The sequence below is a fragment of the Streptomyces sp. NBC_00637 genome, assembly GCF_045161545.1.
Lineage (GTDB): Bacteria > Actinomycetota > Actinomycetes > Streptomycetales > Streptomycetaceae > Streptomyces.
Map to the genome: position 1 here is coordinate 1,766,804 of NZ_CP109046.1, position 25,117 is coordinate 1,791,920.

18 protein-coding genes and 1 pseudogene are annotated in these 25,117 nt (G+C 72.5%); 8 read left to right on the top strand and 11 right to left on the bottom strand.

Translation table 11 applies throughout. The annotated features are described in order from the left end of the window. Positions 1-33 precede the first annotated feature (33 nt). Positions 34-1,332: a lanthionine synthetase LanC family protein gene (locus OG440_RS07540; RefSeq protein WP_406006051.1), complete on the top strand. Its 1,299-nt coding sequence runs from the start codon at positions 34-36 to the stop codon at positions 1,330-1,332. Here OG440_RS07540 and OG440_RS07545 read toward each other — a convergent pair. The 5 genes from OG440_RS07545 to OG440_RS07565 all read right to left on the bottom strand — a co-directional run bounded on the left by OG440_RS07545 (position 1,284) and on the right by OG440_RS07565 (position 8,315). Further along, positions 1,284-2,690 (bottom strand): XdhC family protein, encoded by a 1,407-nt coding sequence (locus tag OG440_RS07545; RefSeq protein ID WP_406006052.1) that lies wholly within the window; start codon positions 2,688-2,690, stop codon positions 1,284-1,286. The genes OG440_RS07540 and OG440_RS07545 overlap by 49 nt on opposite strands. Before the next feature lie 112 nt (positions 2,691-2,802). Next, the gene (locus OG440_RS07550) at positions 2,803-4,260 is read right to left on the bottom strand and encodes an NCS2 family permease (RefSeq protein WP_406006053.1); all 1,458 of its coding nucleotides are present in this window, start codon (positions 4,258-4,260) and stop codon (positions 2,803-2,805) included. Positions 4,261-4,399: 139 nt separating this feature from the next. Further along, entirely contained in the window at positions 4,400-6,796 is a 2,397-nt protein-coding gene (locus OG440_RS07555; RefSeq protein ID WP_406006054.1) for a xanthine dehydrogenase family protein molybdopterin-binding subunit, read from the bottom strand. 2 nt (positions 6,797-6,798) lie between these two features. Continuing rightward, positions 6,799-7,425, bottom strand: a complete 627-nt coding sequence (locus OG440_RS07560; protein WP_406006055.1) for a (2Fe-2S)-binding protein — start codon at positions 7,423-7,425, stop codon at positions 6,799-6,801. Then, the gene (locus tag OG440_RS07565) at positions 7,425-8,315 is read right to left on the bottom strand and encodes an FAD binding domain-containing protein (RefSeq protein WP_406006056.1); all 891 of its coding nucleotides are present in this window, start codon (positions 8,313-8,315) and stop codon (positions 7,425-7,427) included. Before OG440_RS07565 ends, OG440_RS07560 begins: the two co-directional genes overlap by 1 nt. 386 nt (positions 8,316-8,701) lie before the next feature. Between OG440_RS07565 and OG440_RS07570 the strand changes: the two genes are divergently transcribed. Beyond that, positions 8,702-10,402 carry a PucR family transcriptional regulator gene (locus tag OG440_RS07570; RefSeq protein ID WP_406006057.1) on the top strand — a complete coding sequence of 567 codons (1,701 nt, stop codon included), beginning with the start codon at positions 8,702-8,704 and terminating at the stop codon, positions 10,400-10,402. A gap of 170 nt (positions 10,403-10,572) precedes the next feature. Further along, positions 10,573-11,358 (top strand): hypothetical protein, encoded by a 786-nt coding sequence (locus OG440_RS07575; RefSeq protein WP_406006058.1) that lies wholly within the window; start codon positions 10,573-10,575, stop codon positions 11,356-11,358. A gap of 66 nt (positions 11,359-11,424) precedes the next feature. Here OG440_RS07575 and OG440_RS07580 read toward each other — a convergent pair whose 3' ends face one another. Continuing rightward, entirely contained in the window at positions 11,425-12,249 is an 825-nt protein-coding gene (locus tag OG440_RS07580) for a GntR family transcriptional regulator (RefSeq protein WP_406006059.1), read from the bottom strand. Between the two features lie 156 nt (positions 12,250-12,405). On the opposite strand from OG440_RS07580, the gene OG440_RS07585 reads away from it, so the two are divergent. After that, complete coding sequence (locus OG440_RS07585; protein WP_406006060.1) at positions 12,406-13,254, top strand: (2Fe-2S)-binding protein; 849 nt, start codon at positions 12,406-12,408, stop codon at positions 13,252-13,254. Between the two features lie 313 nt (positions 13,255-13,567). Further along, positions 13,568-14,632: a DUF2637 domain-containing protein gene (locus OG440_RS07590; protein WP_406006061.1), complete on the top strand. Its 1,065-nt coding sequence runs from the start codon at positions 13,568-13,570 to the stop codon at positions 14,630-14,632. A 181-nt stretch (positions 14,633-14,813) separates the two neighbouring features. On the opposite strand, the gene OG440_RS07595 is transcribed toward OG440_RS07590, so the two are convergent. From OG440_RS07595 to OG440_RS07605, 3 genes are all read right to left on the bottom strand, one after another. Continuing rightward, the gene (locus OG440_RS07595; RefSeq protein WP_406006062.1) at positions 14,814-15,302 is read right to left on the bottom strand and encodes an ATP-binding protein; all 489 of its coding nucleotides are present in this window, start codon (positions 15,300-15,302) and stop codon (positions 14,814-14,816) included. A gap of 1,086 nt (positions 15,303-16,388) precedes the next feature. Next, entirely contained in the window at positions 16,389-16,928 is a 540-nt protein-coding gene (locus OG440_RS07600) for a hypothetical protein (RefSeq protein ID WP_406006063.1), read from the bottom strand. 145 nt (positions 16,929-17,073) lie between these two features. After that, positions 17,074-17,706 carry a hypothetical protein gene (locus OG440_RS07605; protein WP_406006064.1) on the bottom strand — a complete coding sequence of 211 codons (633 nt, stop codon included), beginning with the start codon at positions 17,704-17,706 and terminating at the stop codon, positions 17,074-17,076. A gap of 249 nt (positions 17,707-17,955) precedes the next feature. Here OG440_RS07605 and OG440_RS07610 point away from each other — a divergent pair. Both OG440_RS07610 and OG440_RS07615 read left to right on the top strand, forming a co-directional pair. Then, positions 17,956-18,093: pseudogene (locus OG440_RS07610) on the top strand (helix-turn-helix domain-containing protein); the annotation flags it as partial. A 447-nt stretch (positions 18,094-18,540) separates the two neighbouring features. After that, complete coding sequence (locus OG440_RS07615) at positions 18,541-19,425, top strand: hypothetical protein (protein ID WP_406011291.1); 885 nt, start codon at positions 18,541-18,543, stop codon at positions 19,423-19,425. Between the two features lie 146 nt (positions 19,426-19,571). On the opposite strand, the gene OG440_RS07620 is transcribed toward OG440_RS07615, so the two are convergent. Together OG440_RS07620 and OG440_RS07625 are read right to left on the bottom strand one after the other, a co-directional pair. After that, entirely contained in the window at positions 19,572-21,314 is a 1,743-nt protein-coding gene (locus OG440_RS07620) for a pyruvate dehydrogenase (protein ID WP_406006065.1), read from the bottom strand. A 62-nt stretch (positions 21,315-21,376) separates the two neighbouring features. Next, the gene (locus OG440_RS07625; protein WP_406006066.1) at positions 21,377-23,668 is read right to left on the bottom strand and encodes a protein phosphatase 2C domain-containing protein; all 2,292 of its coding nucleotides are present in this window, start codon (positions 23,666-23,668) and stop codon (positions 21,377-21,379) included. Positions 23,669-24,119: 451 nt separating this feature from the next. On the opposite strand from OG440_RS07625, the gene OG440_RS07630 reads away from it, so the two are divergent. Then, complete coding sequence (locus tag OG440_RS07630) at positions 24,120-25,103, top strand: helix-turn-helix domain-containing protein (protein ID WP_406006067.1); 984 nt, start codon at positions 24,120-24,122, stop codon at positions 25,101-25,103. Positions 25,104-25,117: the final 14 nt, after the last annotated feature.

Sequence of the window (25,117 nt, forward strand, 5' to 3'; positions counted from 1 at the left end):
GCCCGGCCCGCGGCGACCGGGCAGGCTGAGGGCATGACAACGGCCGCCGACGTCGAGGAACTCGCCCGGGACGCCCTGCGCTGGCTGCGGGGCACCGCACGTGACACCGGGAGCGGCGGCGGGCTCGGCTGGCCCGTCGCACCCTCGGGCGACCGGACCGAGCCGCAGCTGTACAACGGCACGGCCGGCGTCGTACCCGTACTGCTGGAGGCCTGGCGGCACTTCGGCGACGACTCCTACGCCGACACCGCCCTGCGCGCCGCCCGCGGCCTCGCCGACGCCGTCGACGACCACCCGGACCACTCCCTGTACTTCGGACTGACCGGTATCGCGCTCGTACTGCGGGCCGTCCACCGCGAACTCGGCGCCGACACCGCCGGCGCCGCCGCGGACCGGGCCCTGGAGCGCGTGCGGGACCATTTCGACGGAGTGCGCTGGGGCGTGCTGTTCGAGCTGATGGGCGGCAACGCGGGCATCGGCCTCGGCGCACTGGCCGCCGGCGACGCCGACCTCGCCGTACACGCGCTGGAGCCGTACCTTCACACCGCCGAGACCACCGAAAAGGGCGGCGTCACCTGGGAGTTCAAGCTCGGCGCCCCGGCCCGCCTGCACCATGTCTCGCACGGCACGCTCGGCATCGCCTACGCCCTGACCGCCGTCGGAACCGCCACCGGCCGTACGGACCTGGTGGAACTCGGGCGGGCCGGCGTCGCCGACGTCGTCGCCCGGGACGAGGCCGGTCCGGACGGCTTCCTCGTACCGCACTCCGACCCCCACCACCGGCCCGACGTGGTCGAGCGCCACAGCTACGGTTGGTGTCACGGCCCGGCCGGCGACGCCCAGGTCTTCCGGCTGCTGCGCGACGTGCTCGGCGAACCCGCCTGGGCACGTCTCGCCGACCGCTGCTGGCACACCGTGACCCGGTCCGGACTGCCGCGGCGACTGCGGCCCGGGTTCTGGGACAACACGGGCCGCTGCTGCGGCACGGCGGGGGTGCTGGCGCTGGCCTGCGACCGGATCGCCGAGCAGGGCGACTCCCCCGACTTCGCCAGGACCCTCGTGGCGGACCTCGCCACACACGCGATCCGGGACGCGGAGGGCGCGCGCTGGTCCAACCTCGCGCACCGGCCCGTCCCGAGCCGCCTCGAACCGCAGACCGGCTGGGCGATGGGCAACGCGGGCATCGCGCGCGAACTGCTGCGCCACGTCCGGCTGACCCGGGACGGCGACCCGCGCTACGCGTTCACCTGGCCCGACCAGCCGGCCGTGCGCGGAGCGGCCGCTCAGGCCACCGAGCCGATCCGGCCCGTCGGCGCCGAGGCAGCGTCGTGATGGATGGGCGTGTGCGCGCCGGTGAGTGAGACCCCGCTGCCACCGCGCCGGGCGGCCACGATCTCGGCGGCGATCGACAGTGCCGTCTCCTCGGGTGTACGGGCGCCCAGGTCGAGACCGATGGGGGACCGCAGACGGGCCAACTCCAGGTCGGTCACGCCCACTTCACGCAGCCGTGCGTTGCGGTCGAGGTGGGTGCGGCGGGAGCCCATCGCGCCGACGTAGGCGACCGGGAGCCGCAACGCCAGCCGGAGCAGGGGGACGTCGAACTTGGCGTCGTGGGTGAGGACGCACAACACGGTCCGCGCGTCCACCTCCGTGCGCTCCAGGTACCGGTGCGGCCACTCGACGACGATCTCGTCGGCCTGCGGGAAACGGGCCGCGGTCGCGAAGACGGGACGCGCGTCGCACACCGTCACGCGGTAGTTCAGGAACTTGCCGACCCGCACCAGCGCCGACGCGAAGTCGATCGCGCCGAACACGATCATCCGGGGCGGCGGGACCGACGACTCGATCAGGACCGTGAGCGGCGCCCCGCAGCGAGAACCCTGCTCGCCGATCTCCAGGGTGCCGGTGCGCCCCGCGTCCAGGAAGGCGCCGGCCTCGGCCGCGACCGTGCGGTCCAGCTCCGGATGGGCGCCGAAACCGCCCTCGTAGGAACCCGTGTCGTAAGCCTTGCCGCCGCGGAAACCGCTGTTGTCGGCGCCGTCGCCCCGGAAACCGCTGCCGTAAGCCTTGCCGTCACGGAAACCGCTGTTGGCGGCGCCGTCGCCCCGGAAACCGCTATTGTCGGCGCCGTCGCCCCGGAAACCGCTGTCGTAAGCGTTGCCGCCGTCGAAACCGGTGTCGTACGCCTTGCCGTCACGGAAACCGGTGTCGTAAGAAGCGCTCCGGTAGGAACCGGTTTCGTCGCTCCCGTTCGGGCGGACGAGCAGCGCGCGGCCCACGAGGTGGGCCGGGCCGGTCACGATCCGCGCCAGTGCCGTGGCCCCGCCGGAGGCGGCGGCCGCCAGGCCCGCCGCGATCACCGGCCGGGTCCGGTCGCCGGCCCGCACCGGGGTGACGAGGATGTCGATGACCCCGCCGCAGGTGAGCCCCACGGCGAAGGCGTCGTCGTCGCTGTAACCGAAGCGTTCGAGGACGGACTCCCCGTCCTCCAGCGCCTGGCGGCACAGCTCGTACACCGCGCCCTCCACACAACCACCGGAGACCGAGCCGACCGCCTCCCCGTCGGCGTCCACCGCCAGGGCGGCGCCCGGCCGGCGGGGCGCGCTGCCACCGACGGCCACCACGGTGGCCACGGCGAAGTCACGGCCCTGCTCGACCCACCGGTTCAGCTCCTCGGCGATGTCCAGCATCTCTCGGTCTCCTTGACTGCGGTCGGGTGGACGGCGGTTGCGGTGGTGGAGTGGAGGCGGGTGCCCGGCGGGACGGGCGCCCCTCGGGACGGGTGCCCGCCGGGACGGGGCGCTAGTGCACGCCCAGCCAGCTCTCGATCGGGTGGAGGGCGAAGTAGACCAGGAAGATCGCCGTCAGGACCCACATGAAGGCGCCGATCTCCCGAGCCCTGCCCTGCGCGGCCTTGATGGCGGTGTAGGAGATGACGCCCGCGGCCACACCGGTGGTGATGGTGTACGTGAAGGGCATCAGGACGACGGTCAGGAACACCGGGACGGCGGTTGCCCGGTCGGCCCAGTCGACATGGCGGGCGTTCATCAGCATCATCGCGCCGATGACGACCAGGGCGGCGGACGCGACCTCCTGCGGGACGATCGCGGTGAGCGGGGTGAAGAACAGACAGGCCGCGAAGAAGGCGCCGGTGACGACCGAGGCGAGACCCGTGCGGGCTCCCTCGCCCACGCCGGTCGCCGACTCGATGAACACGGTCTGGCCGGAGCCGCCCGCCACTCCGCCGATCGCTCCGCCGGCGCCGTCGATGAACAGCGCCTTGGACAGGCCCGGCATCCGCCCCTTGTCGTCGGCGAGCCCGGCCTCCGTGCCGACGCCGATGATGGTGGCCATCGCGTCGAAGAAACCGGCGAGGACGAGCGTGAAGACGATCATGCCGACGGTCATCGCGCCGACCTCGCCCCAGCCGCCGAACTCGACGTCCCCGAAGAGCGAGAAGTCGGGCATCGAGACGGCGCTGCCGTGCAGTTCGGGAGCGCCGGCCGCCCACTGCTTCGGATCGACGACCCCGGTGGCGTTGAGGACGGCGGCCACGGCCGTGCCGCCGACGATGCCGATGAGGATCGCGCCGGGGATGTTCCGGGCCTGGAGCATGAAGATCAGCAGCAGTGTTCCGGCGAACAACAGGACGGGCCAGCCCGCGAGTTCGCCCGCCGGACCGAGGGCGAGCGGGGTCGCCTTCCCCTGGTGCACGAAGCCGGACTTGTAGAAGCCGATGAGCGCGATGAACAGGCCGATGCCCATGGTGATGCCGTGCTTGAGCGCGAGCGGGATCGCATTCATGATCATCTCGCGCAGACCGGTGACGACGAGCAGCATGATGACGACGCCGTACAGCACGCACATGCCCATCGCCTGGGGCCAGGTCATCTGGGGAGCGACCTGGGACGACAGGACCCCGGACACGGAGAGCCCGGCGGCGAGCGCGAGCGGCACCTTGCCGAAGAAGCCCATCAGCAGCGTCGTGAAAGCCGCTGCGAAAGCGGTTGCGGTGATCAGCGCCTGCTGGCCGAGGGTGTCCCCGGCCGCGTCCTTGCCCGACAGGATCAGGGGGTTGAGCAGGAGGATGTACGCCATCGCCATGAAGGTGGTGACGCCGCCGCGCACTTCGCGGGCGACCGTGGATCCTCGGTTGGATATGTGGAAGTAGCGGTCGAGCCAGGACCGTCCGGCCGGGACGCGGGTGCCTTCGCCCGCGTCTTCGGCTGTGGTCCTCGGCTCCAGTGACTGCTGGGTCATGGGCCATCTCCCAAGGTTCAAAGGGACACCCGCGTGGTGCCTTCGGCGAGTCGCGGGATTTGGGAATGGACGACCCGGGGGACGGCCCGAGACGAACAAGGGGGGTGGTCCGGGGGTGCGGCACCCCCGGACGACCTGCTCAGACCCCGAGGGGACACGTGCCGGTGAGGTGCTCCGGACGTACCGGGGTGCGGTTGAGTTCCAGTCCGGTCGCGTTCCGGATGGCCGCGAGGACCGCCGGAGTGGACGACAGGGTGGGTGCCTCGCCGATGCCACGGAGCCCGTAGGGGGCGTGGTCGTCGGCGAGTTCGAGCACGTCGACCGGGATGGTCGGCGTGTCGAGAATCGTGGGGATCAGATAGTCCGTGAACGACGGGTTCCTGACCTTCGCCGTCTTGGGGTCGACGATGATCTCCTCCATGACCGCCACGCCCAGACCCTGGGTCGTGCCGCCCTGGATCTGACCGATCACGGACAGCGGGTTGAGGGCCTTGCCGACGTCCTGGACACACGCCAGCTCGATGACCTTCACCAGACCGAGCTCGGTGTCGACCTCGACGACGGCGCGGTGCGCGGCGAAGGAGTACTGGACGTGCCCGAAGCCCTGCCCGGTGCGCAGGTCGAACGGCTCGGTGGGCCGGTGCCGCCACTCCGCCTCGACCTCGACGCTCTCGCCCTCGAGCACGTCGACCAGGTCGGCGAGGACCTCGCCGCCGTCGGTGACGACCTTGCCGCCCTCCAGGAGCAGCTCGGCGGTGGCCCAGGCGGGGTGGTAGGAGCCGAACCTGCGGCGGCCGATCTCCAGGACCTTCTCCCGGACGAGCTCGCAGGAGTTCTTGACGGCGCCGCCGGTGACGTACGTCTGCCGGGAGGCCGAGGTCGAACCGGCGCTGCCCACCTGCGTGTTGGCGGGGTGGATGGTCACCTGTGACACGCCCAGCTCGGTGCGGGCGATCTGCGCGTGGACGGTGACGCCGCCCTGGCCGACCTCCGCCATGGCCGTGTGGACGGTCGCGACGGGCTCGCCGGCGATGACCTCCATGCGGACCCGTGCGGTCGAGTAGTCGTCGAAGCCCTCGGAGAAGCCGACGTTCTTGATGCCGACCGCGTAACCGATTCCCCGGACGACGCCCTCGCCGTGCGTGGTGTTGGACAGACCGCCGGGCAGCTGCCGTACGTCCGCGCCCTCGCTGCTCTCCCACTGGCGCTCCGGGGGCAGTGGCATCGCCTTGACCCGGCGCAGGATCTCGGCGACGGGCGCCGGGGAGTCGACGGGCTGTCCGGTCGGCAGGAGCGTTCCCTGCTCCATCGCGTTGAGCCGGCGGAACTCCACCGGGTCCATGCCGAGTTCGGCCGCGACCTTGTCCATCTGGGCCTCGTAGGCGAAGCACGCCTGGACCGCGCCGAAGCCGCGCATCGCGCCGCAGGGCGGGTTGTTGGTGTAGAGGGCGAGGGCCTCGATCTCGACGTCGTCGACGACGTACGGGCCGACACCGAGCGAGGAGGCGTTTCCGACGACGGCCGGGCTCGCGGAGGCGTACGCGCCGCCGTCGAGGACGATCCGGCACTTGACGTGGGTGAGCTTGCCGTCCCTGGTCGCGCCGTGCTCGTAGGAGAGCTTCGCCGGGTGGCGGTGGACGTGGCCGAAGAAGGACTCGAAACGGTTGTAAACGATTTTGACGGGTTTTCCGGTGCGCAGGGCCAGCAGGCAGGCGTGGATCTGCATCGACAGGTCCTCGCGGCCTCCGAAAGCCCCGCCGACGCCGGACAGCGTCATCCGCACCTTGCTCTCGGGCAGGCCGAGGACGGGCGCGATCTGGCGCAGGTCGGAGTGCAGCCACTGGGTGGCGACGTAGAGGTGGACGCCGCCGTCCTCCTCGGGCACGGCGAGGCCGGACTCGGGGCCGAGGAAGGCCTGGTCCTGCATGCCGAAGGTGTACTCGCCCCGGACGACGACATCGGCGCGCGCTGCTGCCGCGGTCGCGTCGCCCCGGATGATGGGCTGGCGGTGGACGATGTTCGGATGCGCGACGTGACCGATGTGGTGGTCGTCGCGGCCCTCGTGGATCAGGATCGCGTCCGGCGCGGTCGCCGAGGCCTCGTCGGTGACGACGGGCAGCTCGCGGTACTCGACCTTGATCTTCGCGGCCGCGCGGCGGGCGGTCTCCGGGTGGTCCGCGGCGACGATCGCGACCGGCTCGCCGTGATGGCGGACCTTGCCGTGGGCCAGGACCGGGGTGTCCTGGATCTCCAGGCCGTAGTTCCTCACGTCCGTCGGCAGATCGTCGTACGTCATCACGGCGTAGACACCGGGCAGGGCGAGGGCCTCGGAGGTGTCGATGGAGACGATCTCCGCGTGGGCGACCGTGGAGCGCAGGATCTGGCCCCAGAGCATGTCCTCGTGCCACAGGTCGGACGAGTACGCGAACTCGCCGGTGACCTTGAGGGTGCCGTCGGGACGGAGCGTGGACTCGCCGATGCCGCCCCTGGTCCGGGAGCCCTGGGTGAGGGTGGTGGGAGTGCCGTTGGTGGGCATGGTCAGACCGCCTCTCCCTGACGGGCGGCCGCCAGGCGGACCGCGTCCATGATCTTCTCGTAACCGGTGCAGCGGCAGAGGTTGCCCGAGAGCGCCTCGCGGATGTCCGCGTCGCTCGGGTTCGGGTTGCGTTCGAGCATCTCGTCGGCGGCGACCAGCAGGCCCGGTGTGCAGAAACCGCACTGGACGGCCCCGGCGTCGATGAACGCCTGCTGGATCGGGGCGAGTTCGCTCGCCTCGCCGGTCAGGGAGTCGGTGCCCTCGGCCGCCGGCCCGCCGTCGGTTCCGTCGAGGGAGGGGGCGCCCGTCGCGCCTGCTGTGTGCGATGTGCTCGGGGTGCCGCAGGAACCGGTTCCACAACCGCCGTGTTCGGCGCGCTGCCTGGCGTAGTCCGCGAGGCCCTCGACGGTGATGATGTCGCGGCCCTCTGCCTGTCCGGCGGCGACCAGGCAGGAACAGACCGGGACGCCGTCCAGCCGGACCGTGCACGAGCCGCACTCGCCCTGTTCGCAGGCGTTCTTGGAACCCGGCAGCCCGAGCCGCTCGCGCAGCACGTAGAGCAGGCTCTCGCCCTCCCAGACGTCGTCGGCTTCCTGCGGACGTCCGTTGACAGTGAAGTTGACGCGCATCACGCGGCTCCCTTTGCGGTGCGGCGGGGGCCGCGGTACGACTCCCACGTCCAGGTCAGCGTGCGGCGGGCCATGACGCCCACCGCGTGCCGTCGGTAACTCGCCGTCCCCCGGACGTCGTCGATGGGGTTGCAGGCCGCGGCGCACAGGTCCGCGAACTGCTTGGCGACCGATGGGGCGATGATCTTCCCGTTGTCCCAGAAACCGCCTTCTTCGAGCGCCGCGTTGAGGAAGTCCTCGGCGGTCTTCGCCCGGACGGGGGTGGGCGCGGCCGAGCCGATGCCGGTACGGACGGTCCGGGACTGCGGGTGCAGCGCGAGACCGAAGGCGCAGACGGCGATGACCATGGCGTTGCGGGTGCCCACCTTGGAGTACTGCTGGGGGCCGTCGGCCTTCTTGACGTGGACGGCGCGGATCAGCTCGTCGGGGGCGAGCGCGTTGCGCTTCACGCCGGTGTAGAAGGCGTCGATCGGGATCCGGCGGGTACCGCGCACCGACTCCGCCTCGACCTCGGCGCCGGCCGCCAGCAGGGCGGGGTGGGCGTCGCCGGCCGGCGAGGCGGTGCCGAGGTTGCCGCCGACGCCGCCGCGGTTGCGGATCTGCGGGGAGGCCACGGTGTGCGAGGCGAGGGCCAGGCCCGGCAGCTCCGCGCGCAGGTTCTCCATGATGCGGCTGTAGGGGACGGAGGCGCCGAGCCGCACGCTCTCCTCGCCGACCTCCCATTCGTAGAGGTCGCCCACGCGGTTGAGGTCGAGCAGGTACTCGGGCCTGCGGTGGTCGAAGTTGATCTCGACCATCACGTCGGTGCCGCCCGCGATGGGCACAGCGGTGGGGTGCTCGGCCTTGGCGGCGAGCGCCTCCTCCCAGCTGGCGGGGCGAAGGAAGTCCATGACCGGCTCTCTTCTTCGTCTCTTGGTTCTCGTGAGTCGTATCGAGCCAGAATCGGGTGCGGCGGGCCCGGCTCGTATCTTGTGGTGTTCACGCGGAATGAGGCCAGTACACAGCGCCTTGCTCCGACCGGGTCAGTCACGGAAACCATGAAGGAGTTGGCTGGTCCGTTCGGGCATCTTGTAGATTCGTATGAACGGGGGTCCTCAGTAACCTCCTCGTTTTCCTGTGGAAACGTAGGAAACGACCTGGCGACCGAAGAATGCGGTGCACGACTGTCCGCCGCACCGGTCGGGCCCTTCGGGGCGGACCGACGGCGGGTCCTCCCCCACCACCACGTCCTTCAGGATTCATCGTAGTTTTCGAGACAAAGAACGGCGGCGACGAGATGCGGCTGCGCGCACTGCTGGACACCGATGCGCTGGGCCTCAGGCTCCTCGGCGGCGGGGACGAGCTGGACCGCACGGTACGGGGTGTCATGACCACGGACCTGCGGGACCCCAGCCGCTACCTCTCCGGGGGCGAACTGGTGCTGACCGGTCTGGCGTGGCGCCGGGACGCGGCGGACTCCGAGCCCTTCGTACGGATCCTGGCGCAGGCGGGGGTGGCCGCGCTGGCGGCCGGCGAGGCGGAGCTGGGCGACGTGCCGGAGGACCTGGCCGTGGCCTGCGCCCGGCACCGACTGCCGCTGTTCGCGGTGCACGAGTCGGTGGCCTTCGCGACGATCACCGAGCATGTCGTGCGTCAGGTGTCCGGCGAGCGGGCCGGGGACCTCGCGGCCGTCGTGGACCGGCACCGCCGGATGATGACCTCGGGCCCGGCGGGCGGCGGCCCGGACGTGGTCCTCGACCTGCTCGGCTCCGACCTGGACCTGCGCGCCTGGGTCCTGTCCCCCACCGGCCGCCTCGTCGCGGGTCCGAAGGCCGCGGGCCCTGGCCTGCCGCCCGACGCGTGCGCCAGGCTGGCGGCCGAGCACCTGGCCGCCGTCCGCACCGGGCGGCGCGGACCGCACCGGGTGCTCCTGGGCCAGACGACGTACTCGCTCTTCCCGATCCGCAGCGGCGCCCGGCTCCCGCAGGTCCCACGGACCCCGCAGGCCGCCCAGGCACCGCGGGACGTGCGCGAGAGCGTCCTGTCGGACTGGCTGCTGGCCGTCGAGGCGGACGCCGGCGACTGGGCGGACGAACGCCTCGACCTGCTCCAGGGCGTCACCCAGCTGATCGCCGTCGAGAGGGACCGCCGGGACGCCGCCCGCACGGTGCGCAGGCGTCTCGCGCAGGAGGTGCTGGAGCTGGTCCAGACGGGCGCGGCCCCGGCCGAGATCGCGGCACGCCTGCGGGTGGCCGCGCCGGTGCTGCTGCCCGGGCTGGGGGCCGCTCCGCACTGGCAGGTGATCGTGGCCCGGGTCGAGTGGGACGAGGGCGGTCCCGAGGCCGGTCCGGTCGCCCAGTCGCTCCTGGAGGAGATCCTGGTCGACCCGCTCGCCACGGGTCCCGAGCCCTCCGACCGTATCGCCGTCGCCCACACCGGCGACGAGGCCATCGCCCTGGTCCCGCTGCCGGCGGTGACGAGCGAGCACGACGGCTCCGAGACCGGCGTCCTCGCGGACGCGCTGCTGGCGGCCGTCCGGGATCCGCTGTCGTCCGGCCTCGACGGCGACGGGCGGCTCACGCTCGGCGTCAGCGCGGCCGTGCACTCGGCGGAGGGGCTGCGCGGGGCGCTGGAGGAGGCACGGCACGCGCGGCGGGTGGCCGCCGCCCGTCCCGGCCGGGTCTGCGCCGCGGGGCACCAGGAGCTGGCCTCGCACGTGCTGCTGCTGCCGTTCGTCCCGGACGATGTGCGGAAAGCGTTTACCGCCCGTCTTCTGGACCCGCTGCGCGACTACGACCGCCGGCACCGCGCCGAGCTGATCCCGACCCTGGAAGCGTTTTTGGACTGTGACGGTTCGTGGACCCGGTGTGCGTCCCGTCTGCACCTGCACGTCAACACGTTGCGCTACCGGGTCGGACGGATCGAGCAGTTGACGAGCCGTGACCTCTCGCGGCTGGAGGACAAGCTGGATTTCTTCCTTGCGCTGCGGATGAGCTGACACCGACCGGCACCGGTCACCACCCCTGGGTCACGACCCGTCGAAGCGTTTGGGGCGCGGAGTCCCACGACTTTGTGAAATCCTTCACCCGCCCCCTTGGCCCGGCGCTGTGATCCGTGCTGAGATGCGGCCACCACTCAAAGCTCGACGGCGCGCTCGGGGAGGGCAACGTGGCGTACACCGCCATGTCTGGTACCGGAACGACCTCAGGTGACGATCCCCTCCAGACCGCGGTATGGCGGCTGCGTTCACGCGCCTGCTGGGCCGACGCGGCGGCTCTGCTCCCGCCCGACAGCGCGGCGGGCGCGATCCAGCGGGCCTCGCTGCTCGTGGAACGCTGCCTGTACACGGAGCAGGGCTGGCAGGACGCCGAGGACGCGCTGCGCACGGCGGAGGCGCTGGCCCACGACGACGAGGAACGCGGCGCGGCCGCTTGTGAACGAGGGCAACTTGCTTACGCGGCCACCGTGCACGGCGTGCGCGACCGGGTGGACGAGGCGCGGGCCGCGCTCGGCCGGGCGGCGGCGCTGATCCCGCCGGACGCGCCCGGACGGGCCCTGCTGGACTTCCGCCGGGGCCTGCTCGCGGAGAACATCTCGCGTTCCCCGCAGGCCGCGAGGGCCGCGTACCGGCGCGCCCACACGGCGGCCGCGGCCCACTCCGACTCGCTGCTGCTGTCCTTCACCTGGCGCCACCTCGCCGGACTCGCCCTGCGTGACGGCGAGATGGCGGAGGCCCGGCACGGCTTCGCCGAATCCCTCCGCATCCGTGAGGAGTTGGGCTACCTGGTGGGTACCGCTCCGGCGCTCGCCTCGCTGGCGGACGCGGAGGTCGACCCGGAGGCCTCCCGGCTGCGGGAGGAGGCACGCCGGCTGTTCCGTCTGCTGGGCGGCGTACCGACCTGGCTGGCACGGCAGTTGACCCCACCGGCGACCCCCAGCCCGTCCGGAGTCTGAGAACGAGGCGGGTCGAGTCGAGTCGGGTCGGGTCGGGTCGGCTGCGGGACGCGGACAGCGCTCGGCTCAGCTGCGGGTGCCGGCGAAGTGGCCGCGTACCAGCGCCTGCGCCCGGTCGGGCTCGCCCGCCGTCAGCGCTTCCAGCAGCGCCATGTGCTCCGCCGCGTCGGCCACCAGGTCCGCGCGCCCACGCCGCGCGGACCCGCCGGCCGGCGGCCACTGCGAGCGCCGGTGCAGATCCTCGGCGACGCCGACCAGTTGCTCGTTGCCGGACAGGATGAGCACCGCGCGGTGGAAGACCCGGTCGGCCTCCGCGTACGTGGCCGGGCAGCCCGAGGCCGCCGCGCGCACGCTCGCCTCGCCCACCGGCCGCAGTTCGGCCCAGCGTTCGGCGGGCACCGTACGGGCGAGCCGCAGCATCACGGGAACCTCGATCAGCGCGCGCACCTCGGCCAGCTCGCCCAGCTCGCGCGTGCCCCGCACGACCACCCGGAAGCCCCGGTTGGGGACGACCTCGACTGCGCCCTCGAGCGCGAGCTGCTGCATCGCCTCGCGGACCGGCGTCGCGGACACCCCGAAGCGTTCGCCGAGGACCGGCGCCGAGTACACCTCGCCCGGCAGCAGTTCCCCGGCCACGAGCGCGGTGCGCAGGGCGTCGAGGATCTGACCGCGCACCGAGGCTCGCTGCACCACCGGCCGGGGGCGCGGGACGGGGGTCTCGCTGTGCGTGTGCTCGCCACGCGCGGCGCCCGTCGGACCGCATCTCTCCCGGTCCACGCCGTCGCCGTACCCGTCGGCCCCCCGCGACTGGGCCGGCACCCGGGCCCGGCCCTCGGCTCCCGGCACGGGCGGGGTCCCGGTACCGGTGGAGCCCTGCGCACCCTGCTCCACGGGGCCTCCTCCGGCCTTGTCGGTACTTGGGGTCATTACGGCGGGTTGTTACTCGTCCGTCAAGCACCTTAGGCGTACTGGCCGCCAGTTCAAATCCCGACGATACTGAGTAAGGTAAGGCTTACCTCTAATCCCTCTCGAAACGGCGGTCCCGGCATGCCCACAGCCCCGTCGGCCACAGCGGAGGCCTACGTCCGTCTCGCGGAGGTCTTTCCGGACCTGACCGTCACGGAGCTGGGGCACCGGGAACCGTTCCCGCGGGGCGGGGGCTGGGTCGCGGCGGCCGACCTGGCGCGGGGCGGAGCGGCGCTGAAGGCCTTCCTCGCCTGGGACGACGCGCAGGTGATCCGCGACTACGGCCGGCCCGCGCGCCCGGACGTCGTGGCGAGCTTCGGACTGCACCGGTACTCCTGGCCCGCCTGCCTGCTGATCACCGTCCCCTGGTTCCTGGGCCGCCGGGCGCCCCGCCTGCCCGTGACACACGTCTCGTACGACCGCACCGGCGACGGCATGCGGATGGCCGTCCGGCCGCCCACCTCCTTCGCCTGCCTGCCGGGCGACCCGGCGGCGCTGCTGCCCGGTGCCCGGGTGGTGCCGGACGAGGAGGCGCTGCGGGCGGAGGTGCGGGCCGCGATAGCCGAGCACCACGAGCCGGTGCTCGCCGGCTTCGGACCACCCGCGCGCCGCCGCGGCCGGGCCCTGTGGGGCATGGTGACCGACGAGATCGTGGAGGGCCTCTGGTACGTCGCCGAGCTGCTCGGCGAGGGCGAGAAGGACCGGGCGAGGCGGGAACTGGAGCTGCTCCTGCCGGGCGCCACCCGGCCCTACGTCGGCTCGGCGTCCTTCCGTGAGCTGACCGGCCCGGACGGCGAGACCCTGCCCACCCGGGACCGGGCGAGCTGCTGCATGTTCTACACAGTGCGCCCCGACGACACCTGCGCCACCTGCCCGCGCACCTGCGACGCGGACCGTGTCGCCAAGCTCTCGGCGCTCGCCGCCAGTTGAGGGGGCCTCAGACGCACCCCGGGACCGGACGCCGCCGGACGTCCCGTAAGATCACCCGGGCGAGGCGACTCCCAGGGTTACAGGCAATTCACAATTTCCTCACCTACCCCGGGAACTTTCCGAGGAACCACCCGTACGGGTACTCTTATTCGAACTCAACTCCCGCCCCTCAAGCGGCAGTTCGAGCAGAACGTCGCCCTGGGCATCCCCTTGCACTTCCTTGGCGGCCTCTTGCCCCGAAACCCCCTGAGGGACGGCGGGATTGCGCCACTATGGCGGGCGTTACGCCCTATCCCAATGCAAGGGACCCCTGATGAGATTGACCGACATATCGCTGAACTGGCTGCTTCCCGGCGCCGTACTGCTCCTGGGCATGCTGGCGGCGGTGGCGGTGCTCGCGCGCGGCAAGCGCTCCTCCGGGGCAAACGCGAGCGCGGACGATTCGTGGGAGCGTACCGAGGAGCGCCGCAGGCGCAAGGAGGCCATATATGGCACTGCCTCCTACGTTCTTCTGTTCTGCTGCGCGGCAGTCGCCGCCGCGCTCTCCTTCCACGGCCTGGTCGGCTTCGGCCAGCAGAACCTCGGCCTCACCAACGGCTGGGAGTACCTGGTCCCGTTCGGCCTCGACGGCGCGGCGATGTTCTGCTCGGTGCTCGCCGTGCGCGAGGCCAGTCACGGCGACGCCGCACTCGGCTCCCGGATACTCGTGTGGACGTTCGCGGGCGCGGCGGCCTGGTTCAACTGGGTGCACGCGCCCAGGGGCCTCGGCCACGACGGCGCGCCGCAGTTCTTCTCGGGCATGTCCCTCTCGGCGGCCGTGCTCTTCGACCGGGCCCTGAAGCAGACCCGCCGGGCCGCGCTGCGCGAGCAGGGCCTCGTGCCCCGTCCGCTCCCGCAGATCCGCGTCGTGCGCTGGGCTCGTGCGCCCCGCGAGACCTACAAGGCCTGGTCGCTGATGCTGCTCGAGAACGTGCGCAGTCTGGACGAGGCCGTCGAGGAGGTCCGCGACGACAAGGCCCGCAAGGAGGAGACCAAGCTGCGCCGTCGCGAGCAGCAGCGCGTCGAGCGGGCCCAGTTGAAGGCGATCAGCCGCGGCCACGGCCGCTTCCCCGGTCGCGGTGGCGGCGGTGGCGGCCGCCAGGCGGAGGCTCCTGCCGCGCTGGAGCCGGCCACGGCCGAGCGGGTCTCCGCGGAGCCCGCCATAGCGAACTCGGCGGAGCAACTGCCCGTCCGCTCACGGCACTCCCTTCAGCCCGTCCGCCACGGCGCCGACTCCTCGCTCACCGTCGACCTCACCGCGGAGGACGACACCATGGCCCTGCCGCGCCTCGACTCCCTGGAGCGCAAGCTCAAGGATCTGGAGCAGCAGTTCGGCTGACGCATCATCGGTGCGGCCGGTCCGGCCAGGTCGAGAGTTCGACCGGGTGGATCAGGTACAGGGGAAGGGGGCGCGGCCTGGACGGCCGCGCCCCCTTCCCGTTGCCCGCGCCCGTCGCCCAGCCACGGAGCAGCGGCGACAGGCGACCTCGCTCGAGGGCCGGTCGCACGTCGCCGCTCGTTCACGCGGCTCCGGCGCCCAGCTCGAACCAGACGACCTTGCCGCCGCCCTGCGCCCGTACCCCCCACGTGTCCGCGAGGGACTCCACCAGGACCAGACCCCGGCCGTGCGTGGCCTCGTCGGCGCTCGGCACCCTCGGCCGGGGGCGGTGGGCCGCGGAATCGCGCACCTCCACCCGCAGGCCGGCCGGTGAGACGGTGGCCGTCAGGACCGCGTCGTCGTCGGTGTGGACCAGCGCGTTGGTGACGAGTTCACTGGTGAGCAGTTCCGCCGTCTCCGACCGCCCCGGCCGTCCCCAGCCCCGCAACAGTTCCCGCAGCGCCTGACGCGTCTCGGGCACCGCCCGCAGGTCCGCCCGCCCGAGTCTGCGCCTGAGCTGCGCCGCCCGGTCCTGGTCCGCCACGTCCTCGGCCCTGTTCTCCCCCGCCTGTCTCGTCGCCGAGGTGCCCGCGATCGCCGTCGGACCGCTTCCCCGTGCCTGCCTCTCCATGACCCCCGCCCGCGTGTCGATGTGGGTTCCCCTCCTGCTCGAACACGTTCACGGGGATCCTTGCCCGGTCGGCACCGCGCCAGTCATGTCGAATCATCGACGCCCGGGTGTTCGGCCATGTTCGGGCGGGCCTCCAGGACGCTCCCGGGGGTGGTGGGACAGTCCGTCGGCACGGTCCGGGCCGTCGGGCAGTGGGCGGTGCACGGCGCGTGCGGCCCGCGCCCGAGCGCGTCCGGAGCGAGCGCTGTGACGGCGCGTGCCGGTCGCGGCGTACGTGCCCCCTGCGCCCACGGTGACGTCGGCACGGCGCGGGCCGGAGCATCCGATACCGGCGGACCGGGCCGCGCGCGCCGCTCATGGTTCCCGCCCCGACCGGCGCCCGATGGGGAAAGCCCTGGTCGACGAGCCGGTCCCGGTAGGCGGGGCGGGTACCGGAACCGGGGGCGCACCGCCGGGCGGACGCGGTGACCGGCCTCCGGTCGCCGGGCGAGCAGGCTGCGGTACGACGGCGCCGACGTCCATTCGGGGGGCGTGCACCCGCGTGAGGTCATCCGCCCATCACCCCCCTCGCGAGCGGGCGTGAGCCGGCGTGTGCACGGTGCGATACGGCCGCCGCTCCCGGCCGTCACGACCGCCTCCGAACCTACGTGTCCGACGGCCGCCGACCGCACGGGATCCGCCCGGCTGCCGATCCGCCCCTGCCGACCTGGCCGTACGCCGAGAAGAGCTGGGACGGCAGGTACCGCCTCCGCCAGGTCGGCCGCCGCCCCGGCCCCCGTCGCCGCGCCGAACGCGCCCCCGCGCAACCGCCGAGGTTGGCCGGAATGCGCTGGTGCGCGAACCGCCCCGGCGGGGAAAACGGTGGGGTGGACCGGTGATCACCGGTGAGCGAGCTGCGGATCGGGCCGGCGATCGGGCCGGAGGTCGAGCGATGGACGTAGGCGCCGCCGCGAGTGCCCCGGGCGAAGGGACACTCCGGCACGGCGGCCGGGCGCCCGCCCGACCGACCACCCGCTCGCCCGTCCGTCCGCCCGTCCGCCCGACCACTTGTCCGTCGTCCGGCGGGGCCGCGGTGCCCTAGCCGATCTAGGCTCCCTTCGTGCCGATGTGGAAGATCTTGTGGGAGCCGCGGGTCATGTCGACGATGAGCGTGGTCTTTTCGCTGCCCCAGGTGAGGGTGACCACGGCCTCCGTGTAGTCCGCCGTGCCGTTGTCGGTGACCTTCCACGCGAGCGGGACGTTCTGGGCCTGGAGGACGCCGTTGGCGTGGTTCTTGTCCTCCCAGGCCGCCAGCTCCTTCTGGAAGGCGGGGGTGAGGTAGTGCTTGCGGAGTTCGTCCGCGAGCTTGTCGCCGCCCTCGTCGGTCACCGCGTCGATGTAGGCGCCGTAGAAGTCGGCGATACGCGTGATGTTGTCGGACGGCTTGCCGCTCACGCTGCGCGGGCTGCCGGCCGAGGCCTGGGCCGTCACACCGACGCCGAGGGCCAGGGCGAGGCCGGCGGCGAGGGCCGTACGGCGACGGGCGGTACGGAAACGGGCCGCGCGGCTGCCGCCCGTGCCGATGCTGTCGGTGACGCCGTTGCCGTCGGTCGCGCCGTTGTCGGTCGTGCTGATGTCGCTGGTCATGTGTCTTCCCCGTAGGTCTCTTGTGTACGGCCTGTCCGGCCTGACTGATGGGTGTGCGGTATGTGCGGTCATACGGGGCCACCGACCCTCCCGACCCCCGTGGCGGGAGGGCGGCGGCCCCGGTTCTTTCCTCGGTGGTCGTGTGTCAGTGGAGCTTGCGGACGGCCGTGACGGTCGTCTTCTTGAAGGCCTCCACGGGGGCGTCGCCGAAGCCGCCCAGCTGACCCCAGTCCACGACCGTCACCGTCGTGCCGTCCCGGCCGACCGACAGGAGGCGGATGTCGGTCGCGCCCCAGGAGGTCTCGGTGTGCAGGCCGTAGACGTGGGCGCCTTCCTCCACGTTCAGCTTCCCGTAGTCCTTGAGGGTGGCCTCGGTCTCCGGGTCGGCCTGCTCGATCCACGCGGGGCAGGACCTGATGTCGTGTTCGACGCGGGACAACCGCCCCTTCGCCGCGCTGACGCTCGTCAGCTCGACACTCACCTGACGGGCACTCGTGTCGACGTCGGTCCGGAAGTCGCGGTACCAGGAGTCGCGGCCGTCGCCCAGTGCCTTGCCGAGACAGCGGTCCACCTCCACGTCCGGCGACGCGCCTGCGGTGACCTTGCCGGCCGTCCAGGGCGAGCCGGGGTGCGGCGGAAGATCGGCGGCCGAGAGGAACCCGGGCGTTCGCGGAGCGGCGGCGCCCGCCGGTGCGGCGAGCACGGTGCCGAGGGCGAGACCCGCCGCCGTGAGTGCGGTGAGCCCGCTGAGCGTGCCTGCTCGGATGCGCTTGGACATGGGTGTCCCCCGTGAGTGAGTGCCTGGCTGTGGGTCGTCACCACGACGCCGGTTGGTCGGTCCGGCCCTGGGCGGTGCGACACCAAGAGCATCGGCGCTCCGGGCGGTCCGGTGCAACGGTCAGCACCCGATCGGCCCGGGTGGAACCATCCCAGCCCATCTGACGTGCAGGTATATGACTGCCTGGGATGACCGCCGGGCCGGACGAACACGGGGAGAACGGTGTCGACCGACGACGGTGTGGCCGATGTGACGGAGTTCGCGGCGCTGCTGACGGAACTGAAGGGGCGCACGGAGCGCAGCTACGGCTCCCTCGCCCGTCGGCTGGGCATGAACACCTCGACGCTGCACCGGTACTGCGCCGGGGAGGCGGTTCCGCAGGATTTCGCCCCTGTCGAACGGCTCGCGGAGTTCTGCGGGGCGACACCCGACGAACGCCTCGAACTGCACCGGCGGTGGTTGCGAGCGGTGGCGGCCCGCCAGCGGACCCGGCCCACGAACCTCCCGGAGACAACGGAAACCGTGGGAGCCCGGGAGGCCCGGGGAGCCGCGGAAACCCAGGAAACAGGTGAGACCCACGAGCGGTCGGAAACACCGCGAACAACAGGGACACCGGAAGCGTCGGTAACGCCGGTAACGACAGAAACAGCGGTGGCGCCGGAAACGCCCGTCACCGCGACCACGACAGACGCCGCGAAACCCGCTGAAACGCCGGGAGGAACGAGTACCGGGCCCACCGCAAGCGCGCAGGCCCGGAAACCGGACGGGAACCGGGTACCGCAACGCTCTTGGTATCGCCGTCGGCGCGCCACGGTCACCGTCGGTGTCGCCTGCGTGGTGCTCGCCACCCTGGGAACGCTGTCCGCACTGCCCGGCGGCGGCCACCCCTCCGCCTCCGCCGACGTGACCCCGTACTCCGGCTCCGCCACGGCCGCGCCCCGGAGGACGGCCCCGTCCCACTCCCCGACGCCCGGCGCGATCACCTCACCAACCCCCGGCACCGCCTCCGCCTCCGCCTCCAGCCGACCCGCAAGGAACTCCCCTTCCTCGGACACCTCCCCGGCCGGTGGCAAGGCCTCGGCTCCCGCGTCGGGCGTGCCGCTCGCCTGGACCGTCGACTCGCAGGTATGGGCGCTGAACTGCAGTCACGACTACGTCATCGACAAGCCGCCGGCGCAGGTTCCGCCGCCCCCGGCGGAGCAGGACGCCGGCCCCTGGGCGACCGCCCAGGGCGCGGTGCACGGGCGGGAGACCAACGTGGAGATCTCGGTGCAGGGCCGCAGCTCCACGGCCGTCGTGCTGACGGCGCTGCGCGTGCGGGTCGTCGGTCGTGCGGCCCCCGCGCAGGGCACCGCGTACGCCATGGACCAGGGCTGCGGCGGCGAGCTCAGCAAGCGTTACTTCTCGGTCGACCTGGACAAGGACCGTCCCGTGGCGCACTCGGTCGCCGGCAACGACGCGGGCACGCCGATTCCGGCGGTGAGCCTGCCGTACCGCGTGTCCAGCACCGACCCCGAGGTGCTGCTGGTCACGGCACGGACCGAGACCTGCGCCTGCGACTGGTACCTCGAGCTGGACTGGTCGTCCCAGGGTCGTACCGGCACGGTCCGTATCGACGACCGCGGTCGCCCGTTCCGCACGAGCGGCGTCAAGGGACTGCCGCGTTACTGGTACGGCTCCGAGAACGGTGCACGTCAGTGGGTCCTGACCGGCGACTGACGCCCCGGCCGATGGAAGGCCCGACCGTTGGGCGCCCGGCCGATGGAAGGCCCGACCGTTGGGCGCCCGGCCGGTGGACAGCCCGACCGTGGGCAGTCGGACCGTGGCAGTCGGACCGATGGTCGGCCCGGCCGGCCGCCCCCGCCCTACGGCCGGGGCATGTTGCGCAGGTTGGAGCGGGCCATCTGAAGCATCCGGCCCACTCCGCCATCGAGAACGATCTTCGAGGCGGAGAGCGCGAACCCGGTCACCATCTCGGCGCTGATCTTCGGCGGGATGGACAGGGCGTTGGGGTCGGTGACGACGTCGACGAGGGCCGGGCCCTTGTGCCGGAAGGCGTCCTTCAACGCGCCGGCCAGCTGTCTGGGTTTCTCGACCCGCACGCCGTGGGCGCCGCAGGCGCGGGCGACGGCGGCGAAGTCGGGGTTCTTGTTGGTCGTGCCGTACGAGGGCAGCCCGGCGACCAGCATCTCCAACTCCACCATCCCGAGGGACGAGTTGTTGAAGAGGACGACCTTCACCGGCAGGTCGTACTGCACCAGCGTCAGGAAGTCGCCCATCAGCATGGCGAAACCGCCGTCGCCGGACATCGACACGACCTGACGGCGGCGGTCGGTGAACTGGGCGCCGATCGCCATGGGCAGCGCGTTCGCCATGGAGCCGTGGGAGAAGGAACCGATCACACGACGACGGCCGTTGGGCGTCAGATAGCGGGCGGCCCAGACGTTGCACATACCGGTGTCGACGGTGAACACGGCGTCCTCGTCGGCGAGTTCGTCGAGGACGGCGGCGACGTACTCGGGATGGATGGGTACGTGTTTCTCCACTTTCCGCGTGTACGCCTTGACCACCCCCTCCAGCGCGTCGGCGTGCTTCTTCAGCATCCGGTCGAGGAACCGCCGGTTCTCCTTGGCTCGCACCCGCGGGATGAGACAGCGCAGGGTCTCCCGTACGTCGCCCCACACGGCGAGGTCCAGTTTCGAGCGGCGGCCGAGGTGTTCGGGCCGTACGTCGACCTGGGCGATCTTCACGTCGTCGGGGAGGAAGGCGTTGTACGGGAAATCGGTTCCGAGCAGGATCAGCAGGTCGCACTCGTGCGTGGCCTCGTAGGCGGCGCCGTAACCGAGCAGACCACTCATTCCGACGTCGTACGGATTGTCGTACTGGATATGTTCCTTGCCGCGCAACGCATGGCCCACCGGGGACTTGATCTTCCCGGCGAACTCCATGACCTCGGCATGCGCGCCGGCCGTGCCGCTGCCGCAGAACAGGGTGACCTTGTCGGCCGCGTCGATCATCGCGACGAGCGCGTCGATCTCGGCGTCGCCGGGGCGGACGGTCGGCCGGGCGGTTACGAGAGCGGTTTCGACGGCTTTGTCGGGAGCCGTCTGGTCGGCGATGTCACCGGGCAGCGACACGACACTGACGCCACCGCGGCCGACCGCGTTCTGGATGGCCGTGTGCAGCAGCCGGGGCATCTGTTTCGGGCTGGAGATCAGCTCGCTGTAATGACTGCACTCCCGGAACAGCTGGTCGGGGTGGGTTTCCTGAAAGTAGCCGAGACCGATTTCGCTGGACGGGATGTGCGAGGCGAGGGCGAGGACGGGAGCCATGGAGCGGTGGGCGTCGTAGAGGCCGTTGATGAGATGGAGGTTGCCGGGTCCGCAGGAGCCCGCGCAGGCCGTGAGCTTCCCGGTGATCTGGGCCTCCGCACCGGCGGCGAACGCGGCCGTCTCCTCGTGACGGACATGGATCCAGTCCATGGCGGGGTTGCGCCGCACCGCGTCCACGACGGGATTGAGGCTGTCCCCCACGACACCGTAGAGGCGGCGCACTCCCGCGCGGGCGAGGATGTCCACGAACTGTTCCGCGACGTTCTGCTTGGCCATGGGTCGACGCACCCCTTCGGTCTCCTCGGGTCCCTCCCTCCACAGTGGCCGCGGCGACCCGGTTACGCCTCCCAGACGGCCGCCGCCGTGCGGTCGTCGGCGTAGCCCTTCACTCTCACCTGGGTGTCGGCGAGGAAGGCGGCGACACCGGGCGGAGTGGGGCCCGACCAGCGTCCCGTCAGGTACGCGGACAGCTCCGGCTCCCCGCGCAGGGGTTCCGCCATGCCGTCGGTGCACATCAGGAGCGTGTCACCCGGGCGGGCTACGGAGGCGCGGAACCGGAACGGCTCACGGGGCGGTTCCGGGTCCGGGTCGTAGGGGTTCGGCGGGGTGGTGATGCCCAGGTCCATGGTGAGCCGGTCGCCCTCGGGCGTCTCGGCCGGCAGCGAACCGAACCCGACGACCGGCTCGCCCGCCACCGCGCCCACCTGCGGTTCGATGTCCCGCCACACACCGCCGCGCAGCCGGAACAGTCCGCCGGCACCGACACCGAAGAAGACGCGCGTACGGCAGGCGGGGTCGGCGGGCAGGAGCAGGCACCGCAACGTGGCCGCGTACTCCTCCGGCGCCAGGCCCTGTTCGGCGGCGCCGGCGCGGAGCCGGCCGAGGCTGCGGTCGGTGAGCCGGTGCAGGCCCGACTTCAGGTCTCCGCGCCGGGCCGCCCTGATGTCCTCCGCGAGCCGGACGTGACTGCGGCCCACGGCCCGCCCGATCCACCGGCACACCTCGGCGGCCGCCCGGTGCGCTCCCGGGGTCGCCCGGGCGCCGGTCGCCATCGCGACCAGGATCAGCGCCTGGTCCCCCGTGCCGAAGCGGGCGGTGAGTAGCGAGTCACGGCGCGGCTCCCCCCGGTAGCGGGCGGAGTCCCCCCGTGCCGACGCGGCCCGCAGCGCCCAGGATCCGTACCGGGCGCCGTCCAGGACGGTGTCGGCGACCAGGTCGTCGAGGTCGTCCGGGTCCGCGGGCGGAAGAGCGGTGGGCTCGGCGTCGTAGGTGGGCGGTCCCGAACCGACGTAGTCCCTGGAGGAGGTGGAGGAGGTGGACAGGGGGGCGAGCGCGGGCGGGGCGGGGAGGCCGACGACGGTGGGGGGATGGTCCGGTGGGGAGCTGCTCGGCGAGACGGGGGCGCGTACGCCGTCCGGCTCCCGTTCCTGGTCAAGCGCGGGGTTCGTCCCGTGGAGGGGTGCCGCCGAACCGTCGACGGACGTGGTGGGCGCCTGCGGGGGCGAAGGCGGAGGCGCAGGCGCGTGGGCCGGAACGGGGGGCATCGCGGGCGGTGGTGGCGCCGCCGCCGGTGAGGCCGGTCGACTGACGTCCTCGACCGGCTCGGTCGTGGTGCCCGGTCCGCCGGGTGCGGTCGTCGGCTTCGCGGGCGAGCCGGACGGTGGGACGGCCGCCGGGACCGACGGCGGTGCGGGCGGCGGGACGGACGGCGGAGCCATGGGTTCGGAAATGCCCGGGGGTGTCTCCGTCGGCGCAGGACCGTCGACGGCGGAAGGGGTGGAGAAGGACGCGGAGGGGGCGGAGCCATGGTGCCCCCGCTCGGCGAATCCCGGGGGCAGCGGGCGGGGCGGGAAGTTCGTGGGGCCGACGGGCGTGGCCGGCGGCGACTCCCAGGGCGCGCGGTGCCGCCCCTGCGGACGGGCGTCCCGGTCCGTTTCCACGTCACCGGCGTCGACGTCGCTCCAGCCGTCCCGCTCATCGCCGTCACGTCCGGTGCCGGTGCCGGTGCCGGTACCGATACCGGTGTCAGGACCAGCACCAGCACCAGCGAGATAGGAGTCAGGGTCGAGGTTGGGGTCGGGGTCCAGGTCGGGCCCCGTGTCCCAGGGGACGTCCCACCCGGTCTCCCGCGCCGGCGCGGGCTCGGCGGCCGATCGGCCCCGGGGCGGCGGAACTGTGGCTTCCGGCGGCGATGGCGCCCCTGCGGTCGTCGCGGCGGCCGAAGACGTCCACCAGTCGGTTCCTCCGGCGGCGCCGGATCGCTCGGCGGAGCGGGGCGCCGGCACGGGGCCCGCTCCGCCGGAGGCGTCCGCGGTACCCGCGTCGCCCACCGTCCCGCCCATCCCGCCCGTCCCGCCCGTCCCACCGGCCTCGCCGGACTCGCCCGTTCCGCCCGTGCCCTGCGAGCGCCGCGAGGCCGCCGTGGGTCCGGGACCGGGACCGGCGACGCCGTCCGGCGTACCCGCGCTCTCCGCCGTACCGCCGGAGCGCACCGTTCCGGCGGCCGAGGCGAAACGGTCGTCCAGGGAGTCTGCGGTGCGTGCGGGCCCCGTGTCCTCGGTGGCGTCGTCGTACAACTGCCCCCACCAGTCGTCCTCGTGACCGGTGGGCTTTCCCCCCTGCTGGCTCATGCAACCGATTGTCCACCGCGGAGGCAGGATGAAAACGGGGCATCCGGAAAATGCGCCACCGCACGTGTGTCGAACAGCGAGTCGAGTGACGTCCTGGACAGCAGTGCGAAACAAGGTGTGGAAAAAGGTCGCCGGGCGGTTCCACCCCCCACGGGAGAACCGCCCGGCGACATGGGGTGACCCAGGCTCACATCCCCTATGCGCCCCTGCGCGTCATGAGCCCGGATCACGTTCTCGAAAGGTTTCCGCGCCGTGGCGTTGTCGCCGACCGGCCCGAGTCCGTAAGGCGTTCCCGGATCTCCGCTGTGGATGATCAGTGGATGATCACGTGTTTCCGCCGTGGCCACACCTTGGCAGAGTGACCGGCGGTACGGCGATGATGTGCGGCGGCGGGTTTACGCCGTGGCTGTTTCCCGCCACTCACGGGACGTCAGAAGGAGGAGAGACCCCGATGCTGGGAGCGATAGGGCTGGACGAGACCCACGAGTCCGCGTACCGGGCGCTGGTGTCCGTGGGCGCCGCCGACGTGCCCGACCTGGCGCGTCGGCTGACCCTCGGCGAGCACGACACGGAACGCGCACTGCGCCGGCTCGAACGGCACGGCCTCGCCGCGCAGTCCTCGGGTCGTCCCGGCCGCTGGGTCGCCGCGCCTCCGGGCGTCGCCCTGGGCGCCCTGCTCACCCAGCAGCGGCACGAGCTGGAGAAGGCGGAGCTGGCGGCGGCCCTGCTCGCCGAGGAGTACCGGGCGGCCGCCGCCGAACCGGCGGTGCACGACCTGGTCGAGGTGGTGACGGGCGCCGCCGCCGTCGCCCAGCGCTTCCTGCAGATCCAGCTCGGGGCGAGCGAGGAGGTGTGCGCGCTGGTCACCGGCACCCCGGTGGCCGTGACCGGCGGCGAGAACGACGCCGAGGAGCGGGCGACCGCCCGCGGGGTGCGCTACCGCGTCGTACTGGAGCGGGCGGTGCTCGACCAGCCGGACGGCATGACGGAACTGACCGCCGCGTTGAACAGGGACGAACAGGTGCGGGTGGTGGACCGCGTGCCGACGAAACTCGTCGTCGCCGACCGCTCGCTCGCCCTGGTGCCGCTCACCGGCCGCTCGGCCGAGCCCGCCGCGCTCGTGGTGCACGCCAGCGGGTTGCTGGAGCTGCTGTCGGGCCTGTTCGACTCGGTGTGGCGTGATGCGTTGCCGCTGCGCCTCGGCGCGGCCGGCGTCGTCGAGCAGGCCCCGGACGGCCCCGACGCTGCCGATCTGGAGATCCTCTCCCTGCTGCTGGCCGGGATGACCGACGCGAGCGCCGCCAAGCAGCTCGACCTCGGGCTGCGGACCGTCCAGCGCCGGGTGAAGCGTCTGATGGAGCTGACGGGAGTGACGACCCGGTTGCAGCTGGGCTGGCACGCGTACGAACGCGGCTGGGTGGCCCGGGAGCACTGACGGTACCCGCCGAC

Coding starts and splice junctions, on each gene's coding strand:
- OG440_RS07540 (WP_406006051.1), top strand. CDS start 34: ATGACAACGGCCGCCGACGTCGAGGAACTCGCCCGGGACGCCCTGCGC.
- OG440_RS07545 (WP_406006052.1), bottom strand. CDS start 2,690: ATGCTGGACATCGCCGAGGAGCTGAACCGGTGGGTCGAGCAGGGCCGT.
- OG440_RS07550 (WP_406006053.1), bottom strand. CDS start 4,260: ATGACCCAGCAGTCACTGGAGCCGAGGACCACAGCCGAAGACGCGGGC.
- OG440_RS07555 (WP_406006054.1), bottom strand. CDS start 6,796: ATGCCCACCAACGGCACTCCCACCACCCTCACCCAGGGCTCCCGGACC.
- OG440_RS07560 (WP_406006055.1), bottom strand. CDS start 7,425: ATGCGCGTCAACTTCACTGTCAACGGACGTCCGCAGGAAGCCGACGAC.
- OG440_RS07565 (WP_406006056.1), bottom strand. CDS start 8,315: ATGGACTTCCTTCGCCCCGCCAGCTGGGAGGAGGCGCTCGCCGCCAAG.
- OG440_RS07570 (WP_406006057.1), top strand. CDS start 8,702: ATGCGGCTGCGCGCACTGCTGGACACCGATGCGCTGGGCCTCAGGCTC.
- OG440_RS07585 (WP_406006060.1), top strand. CDS start 12,406: ATGCCCACAGCCCCGTCGGCCACAGCGGAGGCCTACGTCCGTCTCGCG.
- OG440_RS07590 (WP_406006061.1), top strand. CDS start 13,568: ATGAGATTGACCGACATATCGCTGAACTGGCTGCTTCCCGGCGCCGTA.
- OG440_RS07595 (WP_406006062.1), bottom strand. CDS start 15,302: ATGGAGAGGCAGGCACGGGGAAGCGGTCCGACGGCGATCGCGGGCACC.
- OG440_RS07600 (WP_406006063.1), bottom strand. CDS start 16,928: ATGACCAGCGACATCAGCACGACCGACAACGGCGCGACCGACGGCAAC.
- OG440_RS07605 (WP_406006064.1), bottom strand. CDS start 17,706: ATGTCCAAGCGCATCCGAGCAGGCACGCTCAGCGGGCTCACCGCACTC.
- OG440_RS07620 (WP_406006065.1), bottom strand. CDS start 21,314: ATGGCCAAGCAGAACGTCGCGGAACAGTTCGTGGACATCCTCGCCCGC.
- OG440_RS07625 (WP_406006066.1), bottom strand. CDS start 23,668: ATGAGCCAGCAGGGGGGAAAGCCCACCGGTCACGAGGACGACTGGTGG.
- OG440_RS07630 (WP_406006067.1), top strand. CDS start 24,120: ATGCTGGGAGCGATAGGGCTGGACGAGACCCACGAGTCCGCGTACCGG.